Source organism: Acinetobacter sp. YH12152 (assembly GCF_013418285.1).
Taxonomy (GTDB): domain Bacteria; phylum Pseudomonadota; class Gammaproteobacteria; order Pseudomonadales; family Moraxellaceae; genus Acinetobacter; species Acinetobacter amyesii.
The window spans coordinates 16,839-37,227 of sequence record NZ_VPCH01000027.1 but is presented as its reverse complement, the minus strand read 5'-3'; the positions used below and the strand labels follow the sequence as shown (position 1 = coordinate 37,227).

Annotated in this window: 17 protein-coding genes and 1 pseudogene; 6 read left to right on the top strand and 12 right to left on the bottom strand. The window is 39.6% G+C overall.

What is annotated here, in order from left to right; genetic code table 11:
• Positions 1–53 precede the first annotated feature (53 nt).
• The 4 genes from FTU83_RS10200 to FTU83_RS10185 form a co-directional block, all read right to left on the bottom strand.
• Positions 54–506, bottom strand: a complete 453-nt coding sequence (locus FTU83_RS10200) for a GNAT family N-acetyltransferase (RefSeq protein ID WP_218945802.1) — start codon at positions 504–506, stop codon at positions 54–56.
• 157 nt (positions 507–663) lie between these two features.
• On the bottom strand, positions 664–1,797 hold the full coding sequence (proB, locus tag FTU83_RS10195; protein WP_180022809.1) for a glutamate 5-kinase: 1,134 nt from the start codon (positions 1,795–1,797) through the stop codon (positions 664–666).
• Between the two features lie 40 nt (positions 1,798–1,837).
• Complete coding sequence (gene cgtA / locus FTU83_RS10190) at positions 1,838–3,052, bottom strand: Obg family GTPase CgtA (RefSeq protein WP_180106382.1); 1,215 nt, start codon at positions 3,050–3,052, stop codon at positions 1,838–1,840.
• 213 nt (positions 3,053–3,265) lie between these two features.
• Positions 3,266–3,640: a helix-turn-helix domain-containing protein gene (locus FTU83_RS10185; RefSeq protein ID WP_078191873.1), complete on the bottom strand. Its 375-nt coding sequence runs from the start codon at positions 3,638–3,640 to the stop codon at positions 3,266–3,268.
• A gap of 115 nt (positions 3,641–3,755) precedes the next feature.
• Here FTU83_RS10185 and FTU83_RS10180 point away from each other — a divergent pair, with 115 nt between their 5' ends.
• Positions 3,756–4,610: an SDR family oxidoreductase gene (locus tag FTU83_RS10180; RefSeq protein ID WP_180106384.1), complete on the top strand. Its 855-nt coding sequence runs from the start codon at positions 3,756–3,758 to the stop codon at positions 4,608–4,610.
• A gap of 56 nt (positions 4,611–4,666) precedes the next feature.
• Here the strand turns inward: FTU83_RS10180 and FTU83_RS10175 are convergent.
• The 7 genes and pseudogenes from FTU83_RS10175 to uvrB all read right to left on the bottom strand — a co-directional run bounded on the left by FTU83_RS10175 (position 4,667) and on the right by uvrB (position 14,268).
• Positions 4,667–5,347: pseudogene (locus FTU83_RS10175) on the bottom strand (hypothetical protein).
• 3 nt (positions 5,348–5,350) lie between these two features.
• Positions 5,351–6,052 carry an MFS transporter gene (locus FTU83_RS10170; RefSeq protein ID WP_218945804.1) on the bottom strand — a complete coding sequence of 234 codons (702 nt, stop codon included), beginning with the start codon at positions 6,050–6,052 and terminating at the stop codon, positions 5,351–5,353.
• Between the two features lie 309 nt (positions 6,053–6,361).
• Positions 6,362–7,819: a glyceraldehyde-3-phosphate dehydrogenase gene (locus tag FTU83_RS10165; RefSeq protein WP_111885541.1), complete on the bottom strand. Its 1,458-nt coding sequence runs from the start codon at positions 7,817–7,819 to the stop codon at positions 6,362–6,364.
• Positions 7,820–8,530: 711 nt separating this feature from the next.
• Positions 8,531–10,216 carry a hypothetical protein gene (locus FTU83_RS10160; RefSeq protein ID WP_180106388.1) on the bottom strand — a complete coding sequence of 562 codons (1,686 nt, stop codon included), beginning with the start codon at positions 10,214–10,216 and terminating at the stop codon, positions 8,531–8,533.
• 218 nt (positions 10,217–10,434) lie between these two features.
• Positions 10,435–11,367 carry an EamA family transporter RarD gene (rarD, locus tag FTU83_RS10155; RefSeq protein WP_078191878.1) on the bottom strand — a complete coding sequence of 311 codons (933 nt, stop codon included), beginning with the start codon at positions 11,365–11,367 and terminating at the stop codon, positions 10,435–10,437.
• Positions 11,368–11,494: 127 nt separating this feature from the next.
• Entirely contained in the window at positions 11,495–12,091 is a 597-nt protein-coding gene (locus tag FTU83_RS10150; protein WP_180106390.1) for a lipocalin family protein, read from the bottom strand.
• A gap of 155 nt (positions 12,092–12,246) precedes the next feature.
• Positions 12,247–14,268 (bottom strand): excinuclease ABC subunit UvrB, encoded by a 2,022-nt coding sequence (gene uvrB / locus FTU83_RS10145; RefSeq protein ID WP_168379183.1) that lies wholly within the window; start codon positions 14,266–14,268, stop codon positions 12,247–12,249.
• Between the two features lie 300 nt (positions 14,269–14,568).
• Here uvrB and FTU83_RS10140 point away from each other — a divergent pair, with 300 nt between their 5' ends.
• Positions 14,569–15,357 (top strand): hypothetical protein, encoded by a 789-nt coding sequence (locus FTU83_RS10140; RefSeq protein WP_180106392.1) that lies wholly within the window; start codon positions 14,569–14,571, stop codon positions 15,355–15,357.
• 198 nt (positions 15,358–15,555) lie between these two features.
• A complete protein-coding gene (locus FTU83_RS10135; protein WP_180106408.1) occupies positions 15,556–17,013 on the top strand; it encodes a sensor domain-containing diguanylate cyclase in 1,458 nt (485 codons plus the stop codon).
• Positions 17,014–17,073: 60 nt separating this feature from the next.
• Here the strand turns inward: FTU83_RS10135 and FTU83_RS10130 are convergent, their stop codons facing one another.
• A complete protein-coding gene (locus FTU83_RS10130; RefSeq protein ID WP_078190224.1) occupies positions 17,074–17,253 on the bottom strand; it encodes a hypothetical protein in 180 nt (59 codons plus the stop codon).
• 441 nt (positions 17,254–17,694) lie between these two features.
• Between FTU83_RS10130 and FTU83_RS10125 the strand changes: the two genes are divergently transcribed.
• The 3 genes from FTU83_RS10125 to FTU83_RS17445 all read left to right on the top strand — a co-directional run bounded on the left by FTU83_RS10125 (position 17,695) and on the right by FTU83_RS17445 (position 20,354).
• Positions 17,695–18,771, top strand: coding sequence for an OmpW family protein (locus tag FTU83_RS10125; RefSeq protein WP_180106394.1), 1,077 nt, complete (start codon positions 17,695–17,697; stop codon positions 18,769–18,771).
• A gap of 244 nt (positions 18,772–19,015) precedes the next feature.
• Entirely contained in the window at positions 19,016–20,227 is a 1,212-nt protein-coding gene (locus FTU83_RS10120; RefSeq protein ID WP_180106396.1) for an MFS transporter, read from the top strand.
• The gene (locus FTU83_RS17445) at positions 20,220–20,354 is read left to right on the top strand and encodes a hypothetical protein (RefSeq protein WP_257221407.1); all 135 of its coding nucleotides are present in this window, start codon (positions 20,220–20,222) and stop codon (positions 20,352–20,354) included. The genes FTU83_RS10120 and FTU83_RS17445 overlap by 8 nt, the downstream gene beginning before the upstream one ends.
• Positions 20,355–20,389 lie beyond the last annotated feature (35 nt).

Here is a 20,389-nt window from a genome sequence, read left to right as displayed (position 1 = left end):
AAACTCCTGCATCTGTGCAGGAGTTTTAGTCTAAAAATTTCATCAACTTTAACTTAAGCCAATAATTTATAAAATAATGTCGTTGAATCTATTGTACCCGTATGGCTCAATACAAATTGCGGAATGATCCCAGCTTTTATATAGTTAAATTTTTCATACAGCCTTTCAGCGACATCGCCTGTACGCGTATCAAGTACAAGTAATTTCAAGTTCAAGTGTTTTGCTTTATCTTCTGCAAGTGTGAATAGTTGGTGAGCAATGCCTTGCTGACGTACCTTTGGATGCACCATAAGTTTTTCAATCTCAGCACGATGCAGTGCATTGGCTTTGGTGGCACGAACCAATTGTACTGTGCCCACAATTTCACCGCTTTGTAGCGCCGCCCACAAAAAGGTTTTATGCTTTTGAATATCCTTTGTCACAGCAGACCAATATTCATCATAGTGCGACTTAGATTCTTTAGCTAAAAAACCCAGTGATGCACCATCTTGCACACATTGTGCCAATAATTCGCACAGTTGAGCCTGCTCATCTTTTAGATCTTGAAGGTTTAAATATTAAATTTAGCTCATATTATTTTCCTCTTATTTCTATTTTTATCGTTATATTCAAATGACATGCCATAAAAAATCCCGCTCGGAAGCGGGATTTTGATCTTTCAATTTAGTAAATTGACATATGATTGCGATGGATCATTTCAAGTGATCGGGCTTCCCCTAAAACTTGATGAACTTTATCTGAGGCCAAACCTTTAACGATTTCTGCCGAACGTGAACTGAAGTTTACACGACCAACGGCAACTCGATGACCTTGTGTATCGACACATTCCACCACATCACCACGTTCGAAATGCCCTTCAACCGCTTTCACACCGACAGGTAATAAACTGCGGTGATTATCACGAATGGCTTTGACTGCGCCATCATCAATTACTAAACGACCCGCTGTTTGTAAATGTGCAGCTAACCATTGTTGATGAGCTGTGACACGGTCATTATCCGTAATGAATAAGGTACCGAGTAATTCACCTGCCATCACACGTGAAAGCACATTATCGCTATCACCGCTCGCAATGACTGTTGGACAACCAGACTTGGCTGCTAAACGTGCCGCACGAACTTTGGTCAACATACCGCCACGACCGAATTTACCGCCGCTACCAGCCATATCGAATAATGATTCATCCATTGCGCGTACTGTATGAAACAGTTTTGCATCTGGATTGGAACGAGGGTCAGAGTCGAACATACCTTCTTGGTCAGTTAGAATCACCAAGAGGTCTGCATGAACCTGTCCAGCCACCATCGCAGCTAAAGTATCGTTATCGCCAAAGCGGATTTCGTCAGTCGACACTGTGTCATTTTCATTGATCACAGGAATCACACGCCAATCGATCAAATGCTGCAAAGCATCACATGAGTTTAAATAGCGACGACGGTCTGCCAAGTCATCATGCGTTAACAACACTTGCGCTGTGCGTATCGAACGTTGTTCTAATACGCTAGACCAAGTATGAATTAAGCCCATCTGACCAATGGCAGCACAAGCCTGTAGACTGGGTAGATCTGTGGGTCGGTTGTCCAAATTCATACGAACCATCCCTTCAGCCACAGCACCGGAAGACACAAGAATGATCTCGTGTCCTGCATTGTGTAGTTCTGCAATTTGTCCCGCCCAATGCGAGATTGCATCCAGATCTAACCCTTTTCCGTTTGCTGTGAGTAGTGATGATCCGATTTTAACAACGATACGTTTACAACCCTTGAGCTGACGTTGCCCATCTACCACTTCTATCATCTTGTCCTCAGACTTGTTTGCTTTGACACTTATTCAGCAATTAACGTACGTAGTACGATTCTGCCTCATCATCACCGTCTTCAAATTCATCATCAAAGTCTTCACCTTGACCTGCCAGACGTTGTTGACGACGCATTTCACGATATGCTTCTTTCGCAGCAAGCGTTTGCTCACGTGTTTCAGCTTCAAGCTGATCACGGAACGCTTTAACTTCTGCTGCATATTCAGGATCTTCAGTTTCGCGTTCGCGCTGTTCTTCAATTTGATCCATCAGGTAGTACACAACGTCTTTAGTACCTTCAAACGTTAAACCTGAAGTTTTGAATACAGGGCCTTTCCACTGCAACTCTTCGAGAATGTGATCACACCATTCATCACGCGTTTCAGCCGCCAATTGGTCTACTTTATTGAGTACCAATACAACAGGTAATTTTGAAAGTGTTGGAGAGAATTTTTTCAACTCTTCCAAAATTGCTTTTGCATTGTACGCAGGGTCTGATCCATCAATCGGTTGAACATCTACGATGTGCAATAAAATACGTGTACGAGCCAAGTGTTTCAGGAATCGAATACCTAGACCTGCACCTTCTGCCGCACCTTCGATTAGACCTGGAATATCCGCCATTACAAATGAACGGTGACTATCGGCATCAACCACACCTAGGTTTGGCACCATAGTGGTAAATGGATAATCTGCAACTTTTGGTTTTGCTGCTGAAACTGCACGGATAAAGGTTGATTTACCCGCATTTGGCATACCCAACAAACCAACGTCTGCGAGTACTTTTAATTCAAGACGAATTTTACGATATTCGCCTTTTGAGCCGTGTGTACATTTACGTGGAGAACGGTTGGTTGAAGATTTGAAGTGAGTATTACCCAAACCACCTTCACCACCTGCTGCCACTAACACACGCTGACCGTCAGCCACTAAGTCGCCGATGATATCGCCAGATTCTGTATCTACAATTGTTGTGCCCACTGGAACGAGCAATACGGTATCTTCACCGCCACGACCTGAGCAGTTCGCTCCACGACCATTTTTAGCACGTTCTGCACGGAATTTACGTGTATAACGATAATCTACTAGGGTACTTGTGTCGTTGTCGGCTTGAACGTATACGTTACCGCCACGACCACCATCACCACCATCTGGACCACCAAATGGTACGAATTTTTCACGGCGAAAACTGGCTACGCCATTGCCACCGTCGCCAGCCTCTACGGTAATGACTGCTTCATCAACAAAGCGCATGTTTGCCAATCCTCTAAAAACTTTAAAACCGCTTATTCTGCCATATTTTAAAGAATTTCTCGAACAATATTATTCAGCAATACTATAAATTTCATTTATCTTGGTACTGATGCAAATTTTTAGGAAAATCCGCACCTCGCTCGAAAATCTTTAGCTCATCATCAAAATACCTTTGATAAATGGCAAACGAATTTCACTCCCCATTTCCGAAAGCTATTTACGTGCATTTTCCTTAGCTTCAATAATTTCAGGCAAGGTTCGTTCAACCCAACCAATCAGATGCATTAACTTTTCTGCAGCCTGTGAGCCCATTAAAGTCAGTTGATATTCAACTTTGGGTGGCACGACTGGATAGACTGTCCGTAAGATAAAACCATCTTGCTCGAGCATTTTCAGCGTTTGAGCCAACATCTTTTCGCTCACCCCTTCGATCCGCTGCTTAAGTTCACTAAAACGGTGTACCCCTTCAGTCAAACAACGCAAAACTAATACTGACCATTTATTGGTGAGATGTTCCAATATTTCTCGAGATGGACAATCAGTGGATAAAACTTGACCTAATAATTTACTTGTAGCGTATGTGTTCATTAAATCTTTCCTCAAAGTCACTAACTTACTTTTTGGTACGTACTTACATTTAGTAAGTTAACAGATTAAGATTCAACCATCAAGATCATTTATTCAACAATCAGAGGGTTTAAATATGAAAATCGCAATTACAGGTGCAACAGGTCAACTAGGCCAATTGGTCCTTAAATTTTTATTGAAAGAAACCGCAGCCGAAAACATCATCGCTTTAGTTCGCTCGCCAGAAAAAGCAGCATCCCTACAAGCTCAAGGCATCGAACTGCGTCATTTTGACTATGATCAACCAGATACACTTGTTCCTGCACTACAAGGTGTCGATAAATTATTACTCATTTCCGCCAATGAAATCGGTCGGCGTACTCCACAACACAAAGCCGTAATTGATGCTGCAGTAGAAGCGAAAGTTCCATATCTTGCTTATACCAGCCTGTTACGTGCAGATACGTCACCATTGGGTTTATCTCAAGAACATCGTGAAACAGAAAGTCTGATTCAAGCTAGTGGTTTAACCTATACCTTCTTACGAAATAACTGGTATGTCGAAAACTATCTTGCCGCTGTAGGGCATGTGTTTGAAACAGGTATCTTATTTGGTGCAGCAAAGGATGGGAAAATTAATGCAGCGACCCGTGCTGACTATGCTGAAGCAGCTGCAAAAGTACTTACAAGCTCTGGTCATGAGAATAAAACCTATGAACTTGCAAGCTCAGACAGTTTCACATTGGCACAGCTTGCTGAAACCCTACAGCAAGTTTCAGGTCAAAATATTCACTATCAAAATTTAACTGCAGAAGACTACACGCAAGGTTTATTACAAGCTGGCTTACCTGCTGGTCTTGTAGATGTGATCGTCGATGCCGATATCAATAGCATTGACGGTGCGATGCAAAGTGATCGCAAGGACTTGGAACATCTACTCGGTCACCCAACCACTACTCTACACAGTGCTGTTGAAGCTGCTTTAAAATAAGATCGAACCATAAAAAAGCCCGAATTGATTCGGGCTTTTTTTGAGTTGAATCATGCTTATGGATGTACATTTTTTATCGGCAAATCCATATTCATATCTAAATTTGCCTTGGTATTACGCTCTGCGTTGTACATCGTGGCATTAAAGGTTGCAATTTTTCGCATGGTCATCGGGTCATTCAGTTTTAGCTGTGGTGCAAACTGATGTACCACATGCAAATCAACTTTTTCATTAAACTCAAAATACACAGGGCCATTAAAATTAATTCGAATAGGAATGTTATAGGTTCTTTTCAAATGAAAAGGCACATCTAACTTGACAGGAATGTCCATTTTTAAGGGAAATTTCGGCACAAGTTTATTTTTAATCACCAAATCTGTGGTCGCCTCAAGCGGCATCGTCTGGTTAATTTGAATATTGGTGGAATAATCAATATCCACTGAGATCGGAACCTCTACACTAAACTGCAAATCTGCCAGATATTTTCCCTTTAAGGGCAGTTACAGCTTCCGATCTAAAGCAATCTGCGTATCCAACGTCCCGATGGACTGCGTTTGCAAATAATTGCCAACGGAAATTTTGGTGGGTAGTGAATGCGACAATTGAATATCTGCATTTTTTGCACGTACTTGCATCGACGCATAAATATTTAAATACAACCAAAATAGTACCGCAACCAACAATGCAACTGCGATAAAACTCAAAATGATACGCTTCGCCGATTGAAATATCCACATGGCTTACTCCTGAGCTTTCGCTTCAGTTTTGGCATGCTCTCTATTGAGTCGCATTGTTTTTAGTGGAATCACCAATTCACCCTTTTTAATTTGAACGGGCAACGTATTTTGTACGTCCACTGTCGCTTTCAATGCCGTTTTAATTGGAACATTCAAATTACCTTCAATAGGAATGTTGGTTTTTAAATTTGCATTGAGTGGAATATGCAGGTTTTCTTTCAGCACGGTTTTGACTGGCGCATCAAATTTTAAATGTACTTTTTGCTCCAAAGGCACATTCATATTCACTGGAATATCCAATTGTATCGGGATATCACCTTTGAGTGGCAAAGTCACATCCTGCCCCATGACTTTAACTTTCACTTTGGTATTCACAGGAAGGTTTTGATTCACTTTCAAAGTTTCACGTACTGGAATCGTGGTCTTGATTGGGACTTGATTATCAAAATACACCCGTGGCGTCAGCGTTTGAGTTAAGGGAATATTTAAATTTTCATGTATCGGAATTTCAGCATTCACCCGCCCTGTCACCTCCACATCTAAGGCATCATGAATTTTGACTTCGGCTTGTAACGGCTCTTGCAGGTCAATATTGACGTTCTGATTTTCTAGCGGGATATAAATATTAAAGTGCTTAAACACCCAAATGGCGATGAGTACACCACAGAGTGCAGCAAACACAATAAATGCCAATCCACTGAGCATGTGCTTTGCTTGCAAACTAAATTCCTTTTGCTTTTTATTTTTTACAGCTTTATTTTGAACACATTACCCAAACCAGTTTGCAATTTTTTGTATTTATTTCTTTAATAATTTCATTAACTTAAAACTTGAATATTTTAGTCGGCTTTTTCATTATAAATGACTCGCACTCATCTAACAGTGGCAGAAAAAACAAGAACTTTTGATGCTTATGATCAATCCATTCGTCATCTATGCCTTAAGTTTTTAACCCATACTCTTTAGATAAAAAAAGAGCCTCAAATGAGGCCCTTTTTTTACAGCGTGAACTAATTAAGCATTCGTTTCAGCAGGAACTTTTGGATAGCTTACGCCGCCCATTTGCTCAGCAATACGCAATACTTGGCAGCTATAACCCACTTCGTTATCGTACCAAACATAAGCAGTTAAACGGTTACCAGAAGCGATTGTCGCTTGAGCGTCAAACACACCAGCAGTACGTGAACCGATAAAGTCAGACGATACAACTTCAGTTGAGTTTGTATAACCGATTTGACCTTGAAGGTTAGAGTTGATTGAAATTTGGCGAATGTATTCATTCACTTCTTCACGGTCAACATCTTGACCCAAAGTAAGGTTCAAAATTGCAAGCGATACGTTTGGAGTAGGTACACGTACTGAGTTACCAGTCAATTTACCTTGAAGAGCAGGAAGCGCTTTAGCAACTGCTTTAGCAGCACCTGTTTCAGTAATAACCATGTTCAATGTTGCAGCACGGCCACGACGGTCAGCTTTATGGTAGTTGTCGATTAAGTTTTGGTCGTTCGTGAACGAGTGAACTGTTTCAACATGACCATTGATCACTGTGTACTTGTCGTTTAACACTTTAAGTGTTGGTGTGATCGCGTTTGTTGTACAGCTTGCAGCAGAGATGATTGTATCTTCATCAAGGATGTCAGCTTGGTTCACACCGTATACAACGTTCTTCATGTCACCTTTACCAGGTGCAGTTAGAATTACACGTGCAGCGCCAGCGCATTTAAGGTGCTGTGCAAGACCTTCAGAATCACGCCATTTACCTGTGTTATCGATTACAAGTGCATTGTTAATACCGTAAGCAGTGTAATCAACTTCAGATGGGTTAGACGCATAGATCACTTTGATGAAGTTACCGTTTGCAATGATTGCTTCGTTTTCTTCATCAACAGAAATCGTACCTGCGAATGGACCATGAATAGAGTCACGACGTAACAAAGACGCACGTTTTTCTAAGTCACCGTCAGATGATTTACGAACAACGATTGCTTTAAGGTTAAGACCACGCCCTAGACCAGATTGGCTGATCATCAAACGTGCAAGGATACGACCAATACGACCGAAACCGTAAAGTACAACATCACGGTTTTCAACGTTAGTTGCATTGCCTTCAAGTGATTTCACAGCGTCAGCAACAAATGCGTCAACATCACCGCCTTTTTCTTTGAACTCAACAGCAAGTTTGCCAAGATCAATTTCAGCAGTACCGATGTTTTCGATTTTCGCCAAAGCTTCAAGAATTGGGAAAGTGTTCACAACTGAAAGTTCAACGTCAAGTACGCGAGTACGACGATGCGCTTTAAGAATTTGGATAACCGAACGGTTAATTAAAGAACGACCGTATACTGTAGCTACGATGTTTTTTTCACGATATAACTGACCCACTAGGGCAATCATACGTTCCGCGATTTCTTCACGGTTTTTCCAGCGACCTTGGTGCTCTGCATGTAGGGCAACGATAGTGTCTTTGCTCACAGATACGTCCTCTAATTAATTGTAAATCTAAGCATAAATTTCAAAACCCCACAATTGTAATGGAAAACTGAAAATTAATGAATCTAAAAGCAGATTTCGACAAGGTTATTTTGTTATATATTCACTATCAATTTTCAAAATAATCATGATTAGTATTATGATTTTATAGCCGAAAGTTGAAAAACCGGCTTTTTCGCAGATTTTTGTCACAAAATTTCAAATGTAGTTTTATCAACCAGATCTCAGCACATTTAGCTCTAAGATGAACGAATAATTATATTTTTCAAATTGTGCTGTTTTTTTATTTTGCTCAATTTATAGTATTTTTACTGATGTTAAGCTCGTAATAATAATTTCACATTTTTAAATGATTTTTAAGACTATTCGACGGAGTCTTACATCTAAGGTTTGAATAAAGGGTTTAGCCTTCAGCTGGAGGTACTCTTACGAAACGTTGTTTCTCATTTGGCAAAATGAGAAGCGTGCTTCATAAGGAAACCATCTTGCGGAGCAATGCTCCTCACCGCAAAACTCGTTCACTACCGTCAATTTATTCAAAGTATCGCAAAAACATTTTTTATTAGAAGTAACCCTGTCTCAGACAATTGCGGATGACATTACAGCGTATCGTTCTTTTATTTGAATTAAATTACGCCTCTAATGTTACTGCCTAACATTAGTTTTAAAGTCAGATCAATATTGAAAATTCAGCTAATTTTTCAGATTATCAGCAAACTTTTCCAGATTAAAATCAAAGAAATTTACACTCAGCTCTAATATTTTCGGTAGTGCATTTAAACTATTCTCACCAGCACTAATCGCAAAATATCTCTGATCACTAAAAGATCGCACGTTTAAGGCATTTTCACATGGCTCAAAATCAAGATTGACGAGCTGTGAAGCATGTTCCTTCAGCAACATTAAAACCTGCATATAAGTCTGGCGCTTTTTTTGCTGCTGCGCTTTTAAAGCATCGGCTTCAAGGCTTTCATAATCCCCTGTTTTCGTCATGCGTTTGGAAAATCCAACATGCGCATGCGCGCCATGGGTACCCGTATTTTCTACAGTTGCGTCTGTAGCAAAGATCTTCTGTTGATCATCGACCGACTGCAAGAGCGCCTTCAGCGCCGTATGAATTTGCTGTGACTGATGATGATGAAACTCCCACTCATCTTCGTTTTGAACATTAAAAATGTGCGTACACCGTTTCAACAACAGTACTTGCCAAGCCTGTAGTTGAAGTCGCAGTCGTTTCAACTCCAAACTTGCCTCAAACTTAGGGCAACTACTCAAGACATTTAGACTCGTGATGAGCTTTTGAGATATTTGCATGCAATGAAAAAAGACAAAATCATGCTGTATCTGCTCACTTAGTTGAAATTGAACAGTCTGATGTAATGGCTTCAAAATCAATTCATTGAACTGCTGCTCAAAAACAGGTAAAACCGTCGCCAATTGTTGAGTGGCATCCTCTACATGCAGCATCAAAAGTAGATGCTTATCTACCCGTATATGGAGTTGCTGCATTAAATTTTGTAGATCTAAATGTATAAAACCTGCAATGGATGCTAGCTTTGACACTTGAATTTTTAATTGTTCTATTTGCTGATTCTCTAAAGCAATAGTTAAATCTATGGCCACCCCATCAAAAACGTCGTCTGCTAAAGCGTCATTGTGCTTTGTCGATAAAAACCGTGTAGCGGAATACTGCGTCGTCCAATCTAAATCAGGCGACAAAATATAAATAAACTCAGATGTTTGTACGATTTGTAAATATCTCGTTTTTTGTTCACGCTTTAAATAGTATTTAAAAATCGGATGTTGCCAAATCTCAGACGATTTCGGGATAGTGGCATCAAAAAATTGCCCCAACATATGTGACTTTAAGAAAATTTCGATCAAGAAAATTTTGACTTGCTGGGCAGTGAGTTCACGTGCATCACTCGGCGCAATCAAATCCATTTCACGGATGATTTGTGCAGCATTTAAAATGAAATGCCGATGTAATACGTTTTTTTCATGCTGTAATTCAAAATCTTCTTCGGCATCTATTTTATTGATATAGGCTAGGTTTTCTTCTAATTTTTGCGCAACTTGAATACTCATTGTCAATGTTCGAAGTTCTTCGAGCTGTGTTGCCAAATACTGTGCATGCTCACGCATGACATCATATTTTAGTACTTTCATCAGCATGCCCAAATTCATCGGTACATCTCTTTGATACGACTGTGATGAAGACTCCCAACGAATACCTTTTTGCGATAACATCTGCTGTATCTGTGCTAAATTGGATTGATCAAGATCAGTGCATACTTCAGATACAATACTCCGCCAATGCTGATCCAACACAGGCTCTAGCTGTAAAAGTTTAGCGCTTTGATGAAATGGGACAACCACTGAGTGCTTCCTGTATCTTGGTTCTTTAATCGATCTTTTATCGATTTCAGTTTATTTTTATCTAAAATAAATATTTTTGTACACCATCATTCAATACTGTTCTTCCTAAACAATAAATTGAATCATGGCGTGTTTTAGTTTTCTAAGTTTAAGATTTTCTTAAAAAACAGCAAGTGTTAATTGTGAACTGATCAATTTACCGTACCAATATTTTCAGTCTAAGAATCGATTCGATCATTTAACGCTTTTACATTTTTTGCTAGCGCACGTTCATTTTGCTTTTGTTTAAACAGATGCAAAACACCTTCTATCACCAATAACAATACCGCACCCCAAATTGGAATATAGGTCAGCCATTCTTCGGCTTCTACTCGCTCCCCCAATGCGATGGATGCAAAAGCTAACAACACGGGTTCTAAATAACTCAACAAACCAAAAATCACAAATGGCAAATAACGACTCGCCAACATATAGCTACCTAAGCCAAGCGCACTCAGAAAACCCAGTCCTAAAACCGCCAAAATCAGATACGGGAATAACGACATCAGCGCTAAACTATCGCTATGAATAAATCCTAAATAAAAGGCTACAGGCAAAATTAAGCAAAGATCCCACCAAAAACCACCCAAATGATCGGTTTTAAAGGTACGACGTAAAAAGAAATAAATCGGATAAGCCACAGCGACATAGACTGTTTCCCACGCGATACTGCCAATACGCCAAATTTCGTGACCGACCCCTAAAATTGCCAATGCCACGGCAGCCATCTGCCATTTAGACAGCTTTTCTTTATACAGTACACATCCAACCAGAACCATCACTAAGGGTAATAGAAAATACCCTAAAGATACTTCTAGCCCTCGGCCATTAATTGGCCCCCACAAAAACAACCAAAGCTGTGTAGTACATAAAAATGAACTAATGATTAACCAAATGAGAAAGATCGGTTGCTTGACCACACGCCAAAAAATTTCACTGACTTTGTTTAAATCTTTCATCCACCACATAAATAAGGTTAAAAATGGCAAGGTCGCCAACATGCGCCATGCAAAAGTTTGCTCGCTATCTAGAGGTTTTAAAAAGATGGTAAAGAAATACAAAATACCGAAAGTGACCGATGCCAATACAGACAATGCAACGCCTTTATACATCTTTCACTCCAGTCAAAATGACTACATAATCTTGATATTTTGCTTGATCAATCAAGCTTCTCACCTGGACATTCTAGCAAATAAAAAACCATGCACAGGCATGGTTTTTTAGCATTTGTTCAATTATTTAGGTTTTAGGTTTCACTGTCTGCTTGGTATGAATAATATCTGATAAATCATAACCAACAGATTGCGCATAATTTAAATATTCCTGAATCACTTCCTGATCTGGATGAGCCGAACGAGAAAGAACCCACATATATTTACGACGTGGCTCACCCACCAAAACTGTTTGATAATCTTCATCGGCTTTGAGTACCCAATAATCACCACGCCCTACAGGCAACCAACGAATGGCTTCTGGTAAGAAACTAACTTTTAATTTCGAGTTAAACGGTGCATTTTGTACAAATGCCTCGCCTATTGATTGTTTCTTGGTGCCATCTTTCGATACACAGCGATTATTGACATTAATATTGCCGTTTTCATTTAAGGTATAGACCGCAGTAACATCACGGTCACAGCTTTTTTGAAAGACTAAAGGCTTACGAGTAACTTCATACCACATACCTAAATAACGATCGAGCTCGACTTTTTCCACAGTCTGTAAAGGTTTCGTCTGTGCATAAGCCATTGTGGCTGCACCCAAACCAATTAACACTGCTGCACCAAGTGCAATTTTTGCGAGCTTAAAACCAGCTTTCGGAAGATTCGTTGTTGTCATTTTTATGCCTCATTTCGATGCAAAACATTCGATGAAAATTAAGTAATTCTTTCTCTCGTGTTTTTACTCTAGCGGAAAAAATTGCTCTAAAAATCATTTTCTTGTCTGAATTATGTATGTAATTCAGACAATATTCCGCATCTTGTCTAACAAAATTATGAAATCATCTGTGCTTTTAAACGCAAGATTTCATCACGTAATCGAGCAGCTTGTTCAAACTGCAAATCTTTCGATGCTTTCAGCATTTCTTTTTCCAGCTTGTTCATATGTTTTGCTAAAAGTTTTGGATCAGACATCAAATGACGTTCATCTGCAGTTAATGCCTTGGCCTGATCTGAAATTTTTGCATCGATTTCATCATCTGTCAGCACTTCACCTGTATCAATATCATTGACGTTTTGACGCACTGCACTGCGTGGCGTAATGCCATGTTCAAGGTTAAATGCAATTTGTAAATTACGACGACGATCCGTTTCATCAATGGCTTTTTGCATGGAGTCGGTCATACGATCTGCATATAAAATCGCTTTACCGTTTAAGTTACGCGCTGCACGACCAATGGTTTGAATCAAAGAACGCTCAGAACGTAAAAACCCCTCTTTGTCAGCATCTAAGATGGCGACTAAAGACACCTCTGGCATATCTAAGCCTTCACGCAGCAAGTTAATCCCAACAATTGCATCGTATACACCTGAACGCAATTCATGAATAATTTTAGTTCGTTCAACAGTGTCAATATCAGAATGTAAATAAGCGACCTTAATACCATATTCTTTCAAATATGAAGTTAAATCTTCTGCCATACGTTTGGTTAATGTCGTAACCAATACACGCTCATTTAAGTTTTTACGATTATTAATTTCTGACAATACATCATCCACTTGCGTTAACACTGGACGAATTTCAATTTCAGGGTCGACCAAACCTGTGGGTCGAACCACTTGCTCAACGACTTGTTCAGACTTTTCCATTTCATAATGTGCAGGCGTTGCACTGACATAAATGGTCGAAGGAATAATCCGCTCCCATTCTTCAAATTTCATTGGCCGGTTATCAAGCGCACTTGGTAAACGAAAACCGTAATTGACCAAATTTTCTTTACGTGAACGGTCACCTTTATACATAGCCCCAATTTGCGGAACGGTAACGTGCGATTCATCAATGATTAATAAAGCATCATCAGGTACATAATCAAACAAAGTCGGAGGTGCTTCACCTGAGGGACGACCTGACAAATGCCGTGAGTAGTTTTCAATACCATTGGTATAGCCAAGCTGCTGCATCATCTCTAAGTCATAACGTGTTCGCTGTTCGATACGCTGTGCTTCGAGTAATTTATCATTGGCGCGGAAAAAGCCGAGTCGTTCAGTTAATTCTTCTCGAATAGTCCCAATTGCACGCTGCAAGTTATCTTTAGGCGTCACGTAATGGCTCTTTGGATAAATCGTAATACGTGGCACTTTACGGACTAGCTTGCCCGTCAATGGGTCAAACCATCGAACTGAATCAACTTCATCATCAAACAACTCAATTCGAATGGCATTTTGATCCGATTCTGCAGGGAAAATATCAATAATTTCACCACGGATACGGTATGTGCCACGTAGGAATTCGAGTTCATTTCGGGTGTATTGCATTTCCACCAAACGACGAATGATGTCATCACGGCTGATACGGTCACCTTCCACGATATGCAAAAGCATACTCATATAGGCATTCGGGTCACCTAGACCATAAATGGCTGAAACTGACGCTACAATAATTGCATCACGACGTTCTAATAATGCTCGGGTTGCCGAAAGACGCATTTGGTCAATGTGATCATTAATCGATGAGTCTTTTTCAATAAAGGTATCTGAAGATGGCACATAGGCTTCGGGCTGATAATAGTCATAATAACTGACGAAATATTCCACAGCATTATGCGGAAAGAAGGCTTTAAACTCACCATAAAGCTGCGCAGCCAAAGTTTTGTTATGCGCCATAATAATCGTTGGACGTTGCGTGCGAGCGATCACATTTGCCATGGTATAGGTTTTACCCGAACCAGTTACCCCTAAAAGCAACTGGTCATGCATTCCTTTCTCAATCCCCTTGACCAATTTCTCAATCGCTTGAGGCTGATCACCTGCGGGCTGATATTGTGTTACCAGTTCAAAAGGCTGTTCCTGCATCACACTCTTCTTCAACAGTTTTTATAGGGCTTTATTATGAGGGCAAAGTTGCACAAAACAACGCTAAATTTATGTAAAAAGCCAAAGTCTCTTACAGACAGAAGTAATCTTTATTTAGTATGAGTTTCTAGATTTTTTCGTCAACTTCAAAATTATAAATCACCTGATTGAGCCAATTTTTTTCAAAGAAACTCTTTAGGCTAAAAAACTCATAGGTAAAGCGTTCATTTAACCCAGATTGATACTTGACCTAGCTAAATTTCACCTGCAACATGAACAAAAGGACGCCACAGATCAAACTTTATGACTTACCAATATCATGACGAAAGTATTGTTAAAAACTTAGCTGAAGATACCATTTTTGTTTTTGGCAGCAATATGGCAGGTCAACATACTGGCGGTGCAGCGCGTACTGCCCTAGAGCATTTTGGTGCAATGAATGGTATTGGTCGTGGATGGGCTGGTCAAAGTTTTGCTATTCCAACAATGAATGAGCATTTACAACAAATGCCATTGTCTCAGATTCAACATTATGTTGATGATTTTAAAATCTATACCAAGAATCATCCGAAGACCAAATATTTCATTACTTCGATTGGCTGTGGTGTCGCTGGCTATAAAGTTGAAGAAATTGCTCCCATGTTTAAGGGGATTTCCAGAAATGTTATTTTTCCAATTTCATTCCGTCCTTTCGTTGAAAAAGCTTTACCTAAACTTACTTCGAAACTTCTACATACAATTTTTCAAGACTCGGTAATTTTTGCACCTTCGGCAGATGAATTGGTTGATGTTCTGGCCTTAACAGATAATGAAAAAAGTCTTGCGAAAATTGTGCTGAATACCCAAATGTACCCGACAGATAGCAATGGTCGTGACCGTATTTTTGAAATTGAAGATATTTTGCATGCGCTGAATGGGAAAATATTTGAGTTTCAAAGCAACTCAGAAGGCCCAATGATGTTTGGCGGCGTCATTTTAGCCCTACTTGAACTGTACAATATCAATGAAAAAGATTTCATTGATGTTTGGAAAGCTGAACGTGAAATCGCTGCACCAAGACCTGAAAATAAAGCTCGTAAAGCCAGCCGCTAAAGACTTTTTTCACCATATCTCCCCCCCTAAAAAAGCCAAAGTCTACATTGGCTTTTTATCTAAGTTGAATTAACGACTTTTAGCGACATAAGTCACACTAAAAATAAAGTTTATTTTACATATCACATTATTTTAATATCATTTTTTTCATCTTATACTACATGCTGTAATTATCATGAAGAATGACGAGCACATAAAATAGACATGCTAGATTCTCCTTTTTTTGAGCTATCCCCCATTGCCATGTGGCTTGAAGATTACAGTGAAGTCAAAAAACAATTTGATCTCTGGCGTCAGCAAGGTGTGCAGGATCTCTCCACTTTTCTTCAACAAGATGAATCACGTATTCTGCAATGTGCAAGAAAAATAAAAATCTTACAGGTCAACACAAAAACGTTAGAACTGTATCAAGCGCGTAATATTGAACATTTATGTCAAAACCTGGATTTAGTTTTTCAGGCGGAGATGTGTCAAACACATATTAGAGAATTGGTTGCATTATGGAATGGTGAAACACATTTTTCCCATTCTGCCGTGAACTATACGCTCAGTGGGCAACGCCTAGACATTCAACTCAAGGGCATCGTGCTACCGAGTCATGAGCAGGATTTATCTGCCGTCTTAATTACGACTGAAGATATCACCTCTTATACTGAAGCTTGCCGTTTACAAGAACAAAGTCGTCATTTGGCAGAAGCGCGTTTTCATTATTCTCCGACCTCACTTTGGGTCGAAGATTTTAGCCGGATTAAAATCAAATTAGATCAGCTACGCGCTTTAGAAATCGAAGACTTTGTCACTTTTTTGGATGTTCATCCCGATTTTGTACAAGAGTGTATTAAGGAAATACTGATCGTTGACGTCAATCAAGCCACGCTTGATTTATTTGGCGCTCCGAACAAAGAAATATTGCTCAAAAATGTACATAAAGTATTTGCCAAAGAGATGCTTCAAACATTTAAAGAACAGTTGATTGAACTTTGGAATGGTAATTTACATCATCAACGTGAAGCCGTAAATTATGCACTTGATGGCAGTATTCGCCACGTCTTACTACAATTTACTGTATTTCCCGATTATCTCGACGACTGGAGCACCGTGCAGGTTGCCTTAACCGATATTACCGCACGTAAAAAGGCTGAAAATTATCTTGAATATTTAGGTAAACATGACGTCCTGACCAAACTCTATAACCGTTCATTTTATATCGCAGAACTCAAGCGTCTCGAACGCAATCAATTACGTCCTGTTTCTTGTATTTTTATTGATTTAAATGGACTAAAAGAACTCAATGACAGTATTGGACACGATGCTGGTGACAGTATCCTCAGACGTCTAGGCAACATTCTTAACCAACTTATTCAGCATACGCCCTATTCTGCTTCGCGCATTGGCGGTGATGAATTTGTCATTCTATTACCCGGTGCAGATGATGCAGCTCTGCAAAACTGCTTACAAAGTTTGAATGAGTTGTTATTGGTCGATAACCAGTTTTATTCAAATCAACCGATGAGTATATCGATTGGTTCTGCCACCAATATCTTGAATGAGCGAATGGAAGATATGCTTAAACGTGCTGATCTTGGCATGTATCGTCAGAAGAAAAAGTATTATCTCAATAAAGACCGTAGAATTCAGTCTGAAATACGCAATTAAAAACAATAATTTGCAATAAAAAAGCCATGGTTTTAATCATGGCTTTTTTATTTAAATCTCTTAACGCTTACCCATCGAACGACGTGTACCGCGTGGTGGCATCCAAGTACGATCAGCATAACGCTGAGGTTTTGGACGCATATCTTCAAAGATTTCATCCGAAGCATTATCTTCAGCTTTTTTAATCGGAAAAGGCAAATTGACTAAAGCCTTTTTCTTGGGAGGGTTTTGCGTACTCATACGAATAACTCAATTGAATCTGGCGCTATTGTACAAAAAAAATGGTTTTGGTGTAAAAGGCTTTGAGAGATTAACCACGATTGACATATAACGACTCAACGATGAACTATGACTTATATCTATATAGGACAACAAAACAAAAAGTTGCTTTGAATATGGTCGTTTTAAACTATTTTATTGACCCAAATCAACCAATACACTGTCACTAATGTCAATAAATATTGAATATTTACAAATAGATAGAACCATTTCTAAATTTCAAAAAAGTTAGATTTTTTTACACAAATACCTACTTAAAGCCCTCAAATAATACAAATCATCAAAAATGTTACAGGACTATTACGTTTATTCTTGTTTTCTATAACATTTTTTACGCACTAATTTTGAATAATGAGCACTTAGAAAAATTATTATCAATTTATGGACATGGAGTCCTTTCAAATGAAAAAAAGTGTATTGTGCATTGCTGTTTCTATGGCTGCCCTACCTATGCTCAGTCATGCAGACTCACCATATTTTAGTTTAAAAGATGGCGATGGCTTCAAACGTTTTTCTGTCTCTGTTGGTGCTCTACATGTTATGCCACAAGGTAAAGCACAGCCATTCCATGTTGATACATCAGTAAAAAATGGTGAAACAGCCAAAGTTGGTGATATTTCAATTGACGCAGTAAAAGCCAATATGGATCCAGCTATGGATCCAAACATTTCTACTTGGTTTGTCGGTTTGCTCGATAAATTAGGTACGAGTACCTTACCAGCAGGGCTAAGCGGTACTGCTGAAATTAATGGCCTACAAAGTTGGGATAACCAAGGTACTGGCCTTGAAGCCGATGATGTAACCACACTAGGCATCATGACCAACTATTTCTTTACTGATAACATTTCTTTAGAAATGAAAGCGGGTATTCCGCCAAAAGTTGATTTACAAGGATCAGGAAAAATTTATGCGCCATTTGCAGCTATTGCGACACCTGAGTTAGGTATTATCGACCTACCTGAAATCGCAATGAAGAATAGTTTGCTGATTACAGATTTAGAAGCCTACGGCCCAGCGGCATCTGCTCGTGCATGGACCCCCGCTGCAGAAATCCAATATCACTTCGGTAAAACTGGCGTCAATAAATTCCGTCCCTATGTGGGTCTAGGCGTGATGTATGCTTACTTCAATGAATTGGAAATGAATCCACAAATTGAGAAAGATTTGATTGCTGCAGGTCACATGATTGCCAACATTAAAGAAGGTAATGCAGGCGCTTCTTTAGAAGGAAAACCAAGTAAGGCAAATCCAAAAGTTGATTTAGAGGCAACTGATGTATTTGCTCCGGTTGCAACGGTGGGCTTCACTTATGATTTCAATGATAAATGGTTTGCTGTTGGTTCTGTTAGCTATGCACACCTTCAAAATGAAACAACCATTACCGTTACAGATGCGACACACGGCGAACTGATCAAATCTAAAGCGGATATTGAAGTAAACCCGATCCTTGCATATGCAGGTATCGGTATGCGTTTCTAATTAATAACCTGAATATAAAAAAGACGGCTACAGCCGTCTTTTTTATTAGGCTATATATGGTCTTTTATTCTGAGATATCTTTTAAATCTCTTTTAAACACTTTTGAATTTATGCTGAGGCAATTTCCTTTATTCATCCATAGTTACCTATAAAAAAAATTTATTGTTTGGTGAATTAAATTTAATCGCAACTCTGCGTTTATTCGAATACCATTGGATTAAATTTAAAGAATGTAGCCTGCTGTATGTCTGATACTCGTTTCTCAATGCCCCTGATTTACATGCTCATTGGCAGTGCTATTATTTTGGCATTGTCTTTAGGGGTGCGTCATGCATTTGGCCTCTATCTCGTGCCGATGAGTGATGAATTTGGTTGGGGACATAACGTATTTAGCCTTGCCATTGCCATGCAAAACTTAATTTGGGGTGCTGTGCAGCCAATTACTGGGGCTTTTGCAGATAAATATGGTAGTAAGATCGTGGTCGCCGTCGGTGGTGCATTATATGCCCTCGGACTATTACTCATGGCCGTCAGCTCTACCGGTTTACTGCTTAATTTAAGCGCAGGTTTAATCCTGGGTTTGGCTCTCTCAGCCACTTCATTTCCAGTATTACTTTCTGCCGTAGGTCGTGCAGCGCATCCAGACAAACGTAGTTTAGCCATGGGTATTGCCAGTGCCGCAGGTTCTTTTGGTCAGTTCATTATGCTGCCCTCTACGTTACTGTTACTGCAAAAATTTGGTTGGTCTTCAGCTTTGGTGGTCAGCGCCATTTTAATTGCACTTATTATTCCTTTAGCTTGGATGCTAAAAGCACCAATGTATGTTGCACCAAATGCAACCAATACGCATGAAGCCTCTCTGACTTTTAAACAAATTTTGCAATTGGCTTGGGAGCATAAACCCTTTTGGTTTCTAGCACTCGGTTTCTTTGTCTGTGGCTTCCAAGTGGTGTTTATTGGCATCCATCTTCCGGGATATTTAATCGATCATGGCTTTAATGCCACTACGGGCACTATTTTCCTCGCGCTCGTTGGACTATTTAATATTGTCGGCACCTACACAGCTGGTTGGCTCGGTGGCAAATATTCCAAACCAAAGCTGTTGATGGGACTGTATGGATTACGTGGTATTGCCATTATTGCCTTTCTTTTGCTGCCTTTAAGTACATGGACAATCTATGCTTTTGGCGTAATTATGGGTTTATTATGGCTTTCTACCGTACCGCTCACCAACGGTATAGTGGCCAATATGTTTGGCGTTAAATATCTAAGTATGCTCAGCGGTATCGTGTTCTTTACTCACCAAGTCGGTTCATTTTTTGGTGGCTGGTTGGGTGGTGTGAACCACGATATGACCGGTAACTATAATGCCATTTGGATTTTTTCGATTGTCCTGAGTATTTTTGGGGTATTGGTACATTTCATGGTTAATGAGGAAAGTGTCATTCATGACTAATTCAACATTATGGTTCCGACTCAGTATTGCCATCAGTATTCTGGCCTTGTTGGCTTTATCCATCGGCTTATGGAGCCAAACGCCTGAATTATTCGAATACTTTAACCAAGCGTTTTGTGCACATTAAAGACGTATTGAAGCATTAATTCCAATTCAAACTGC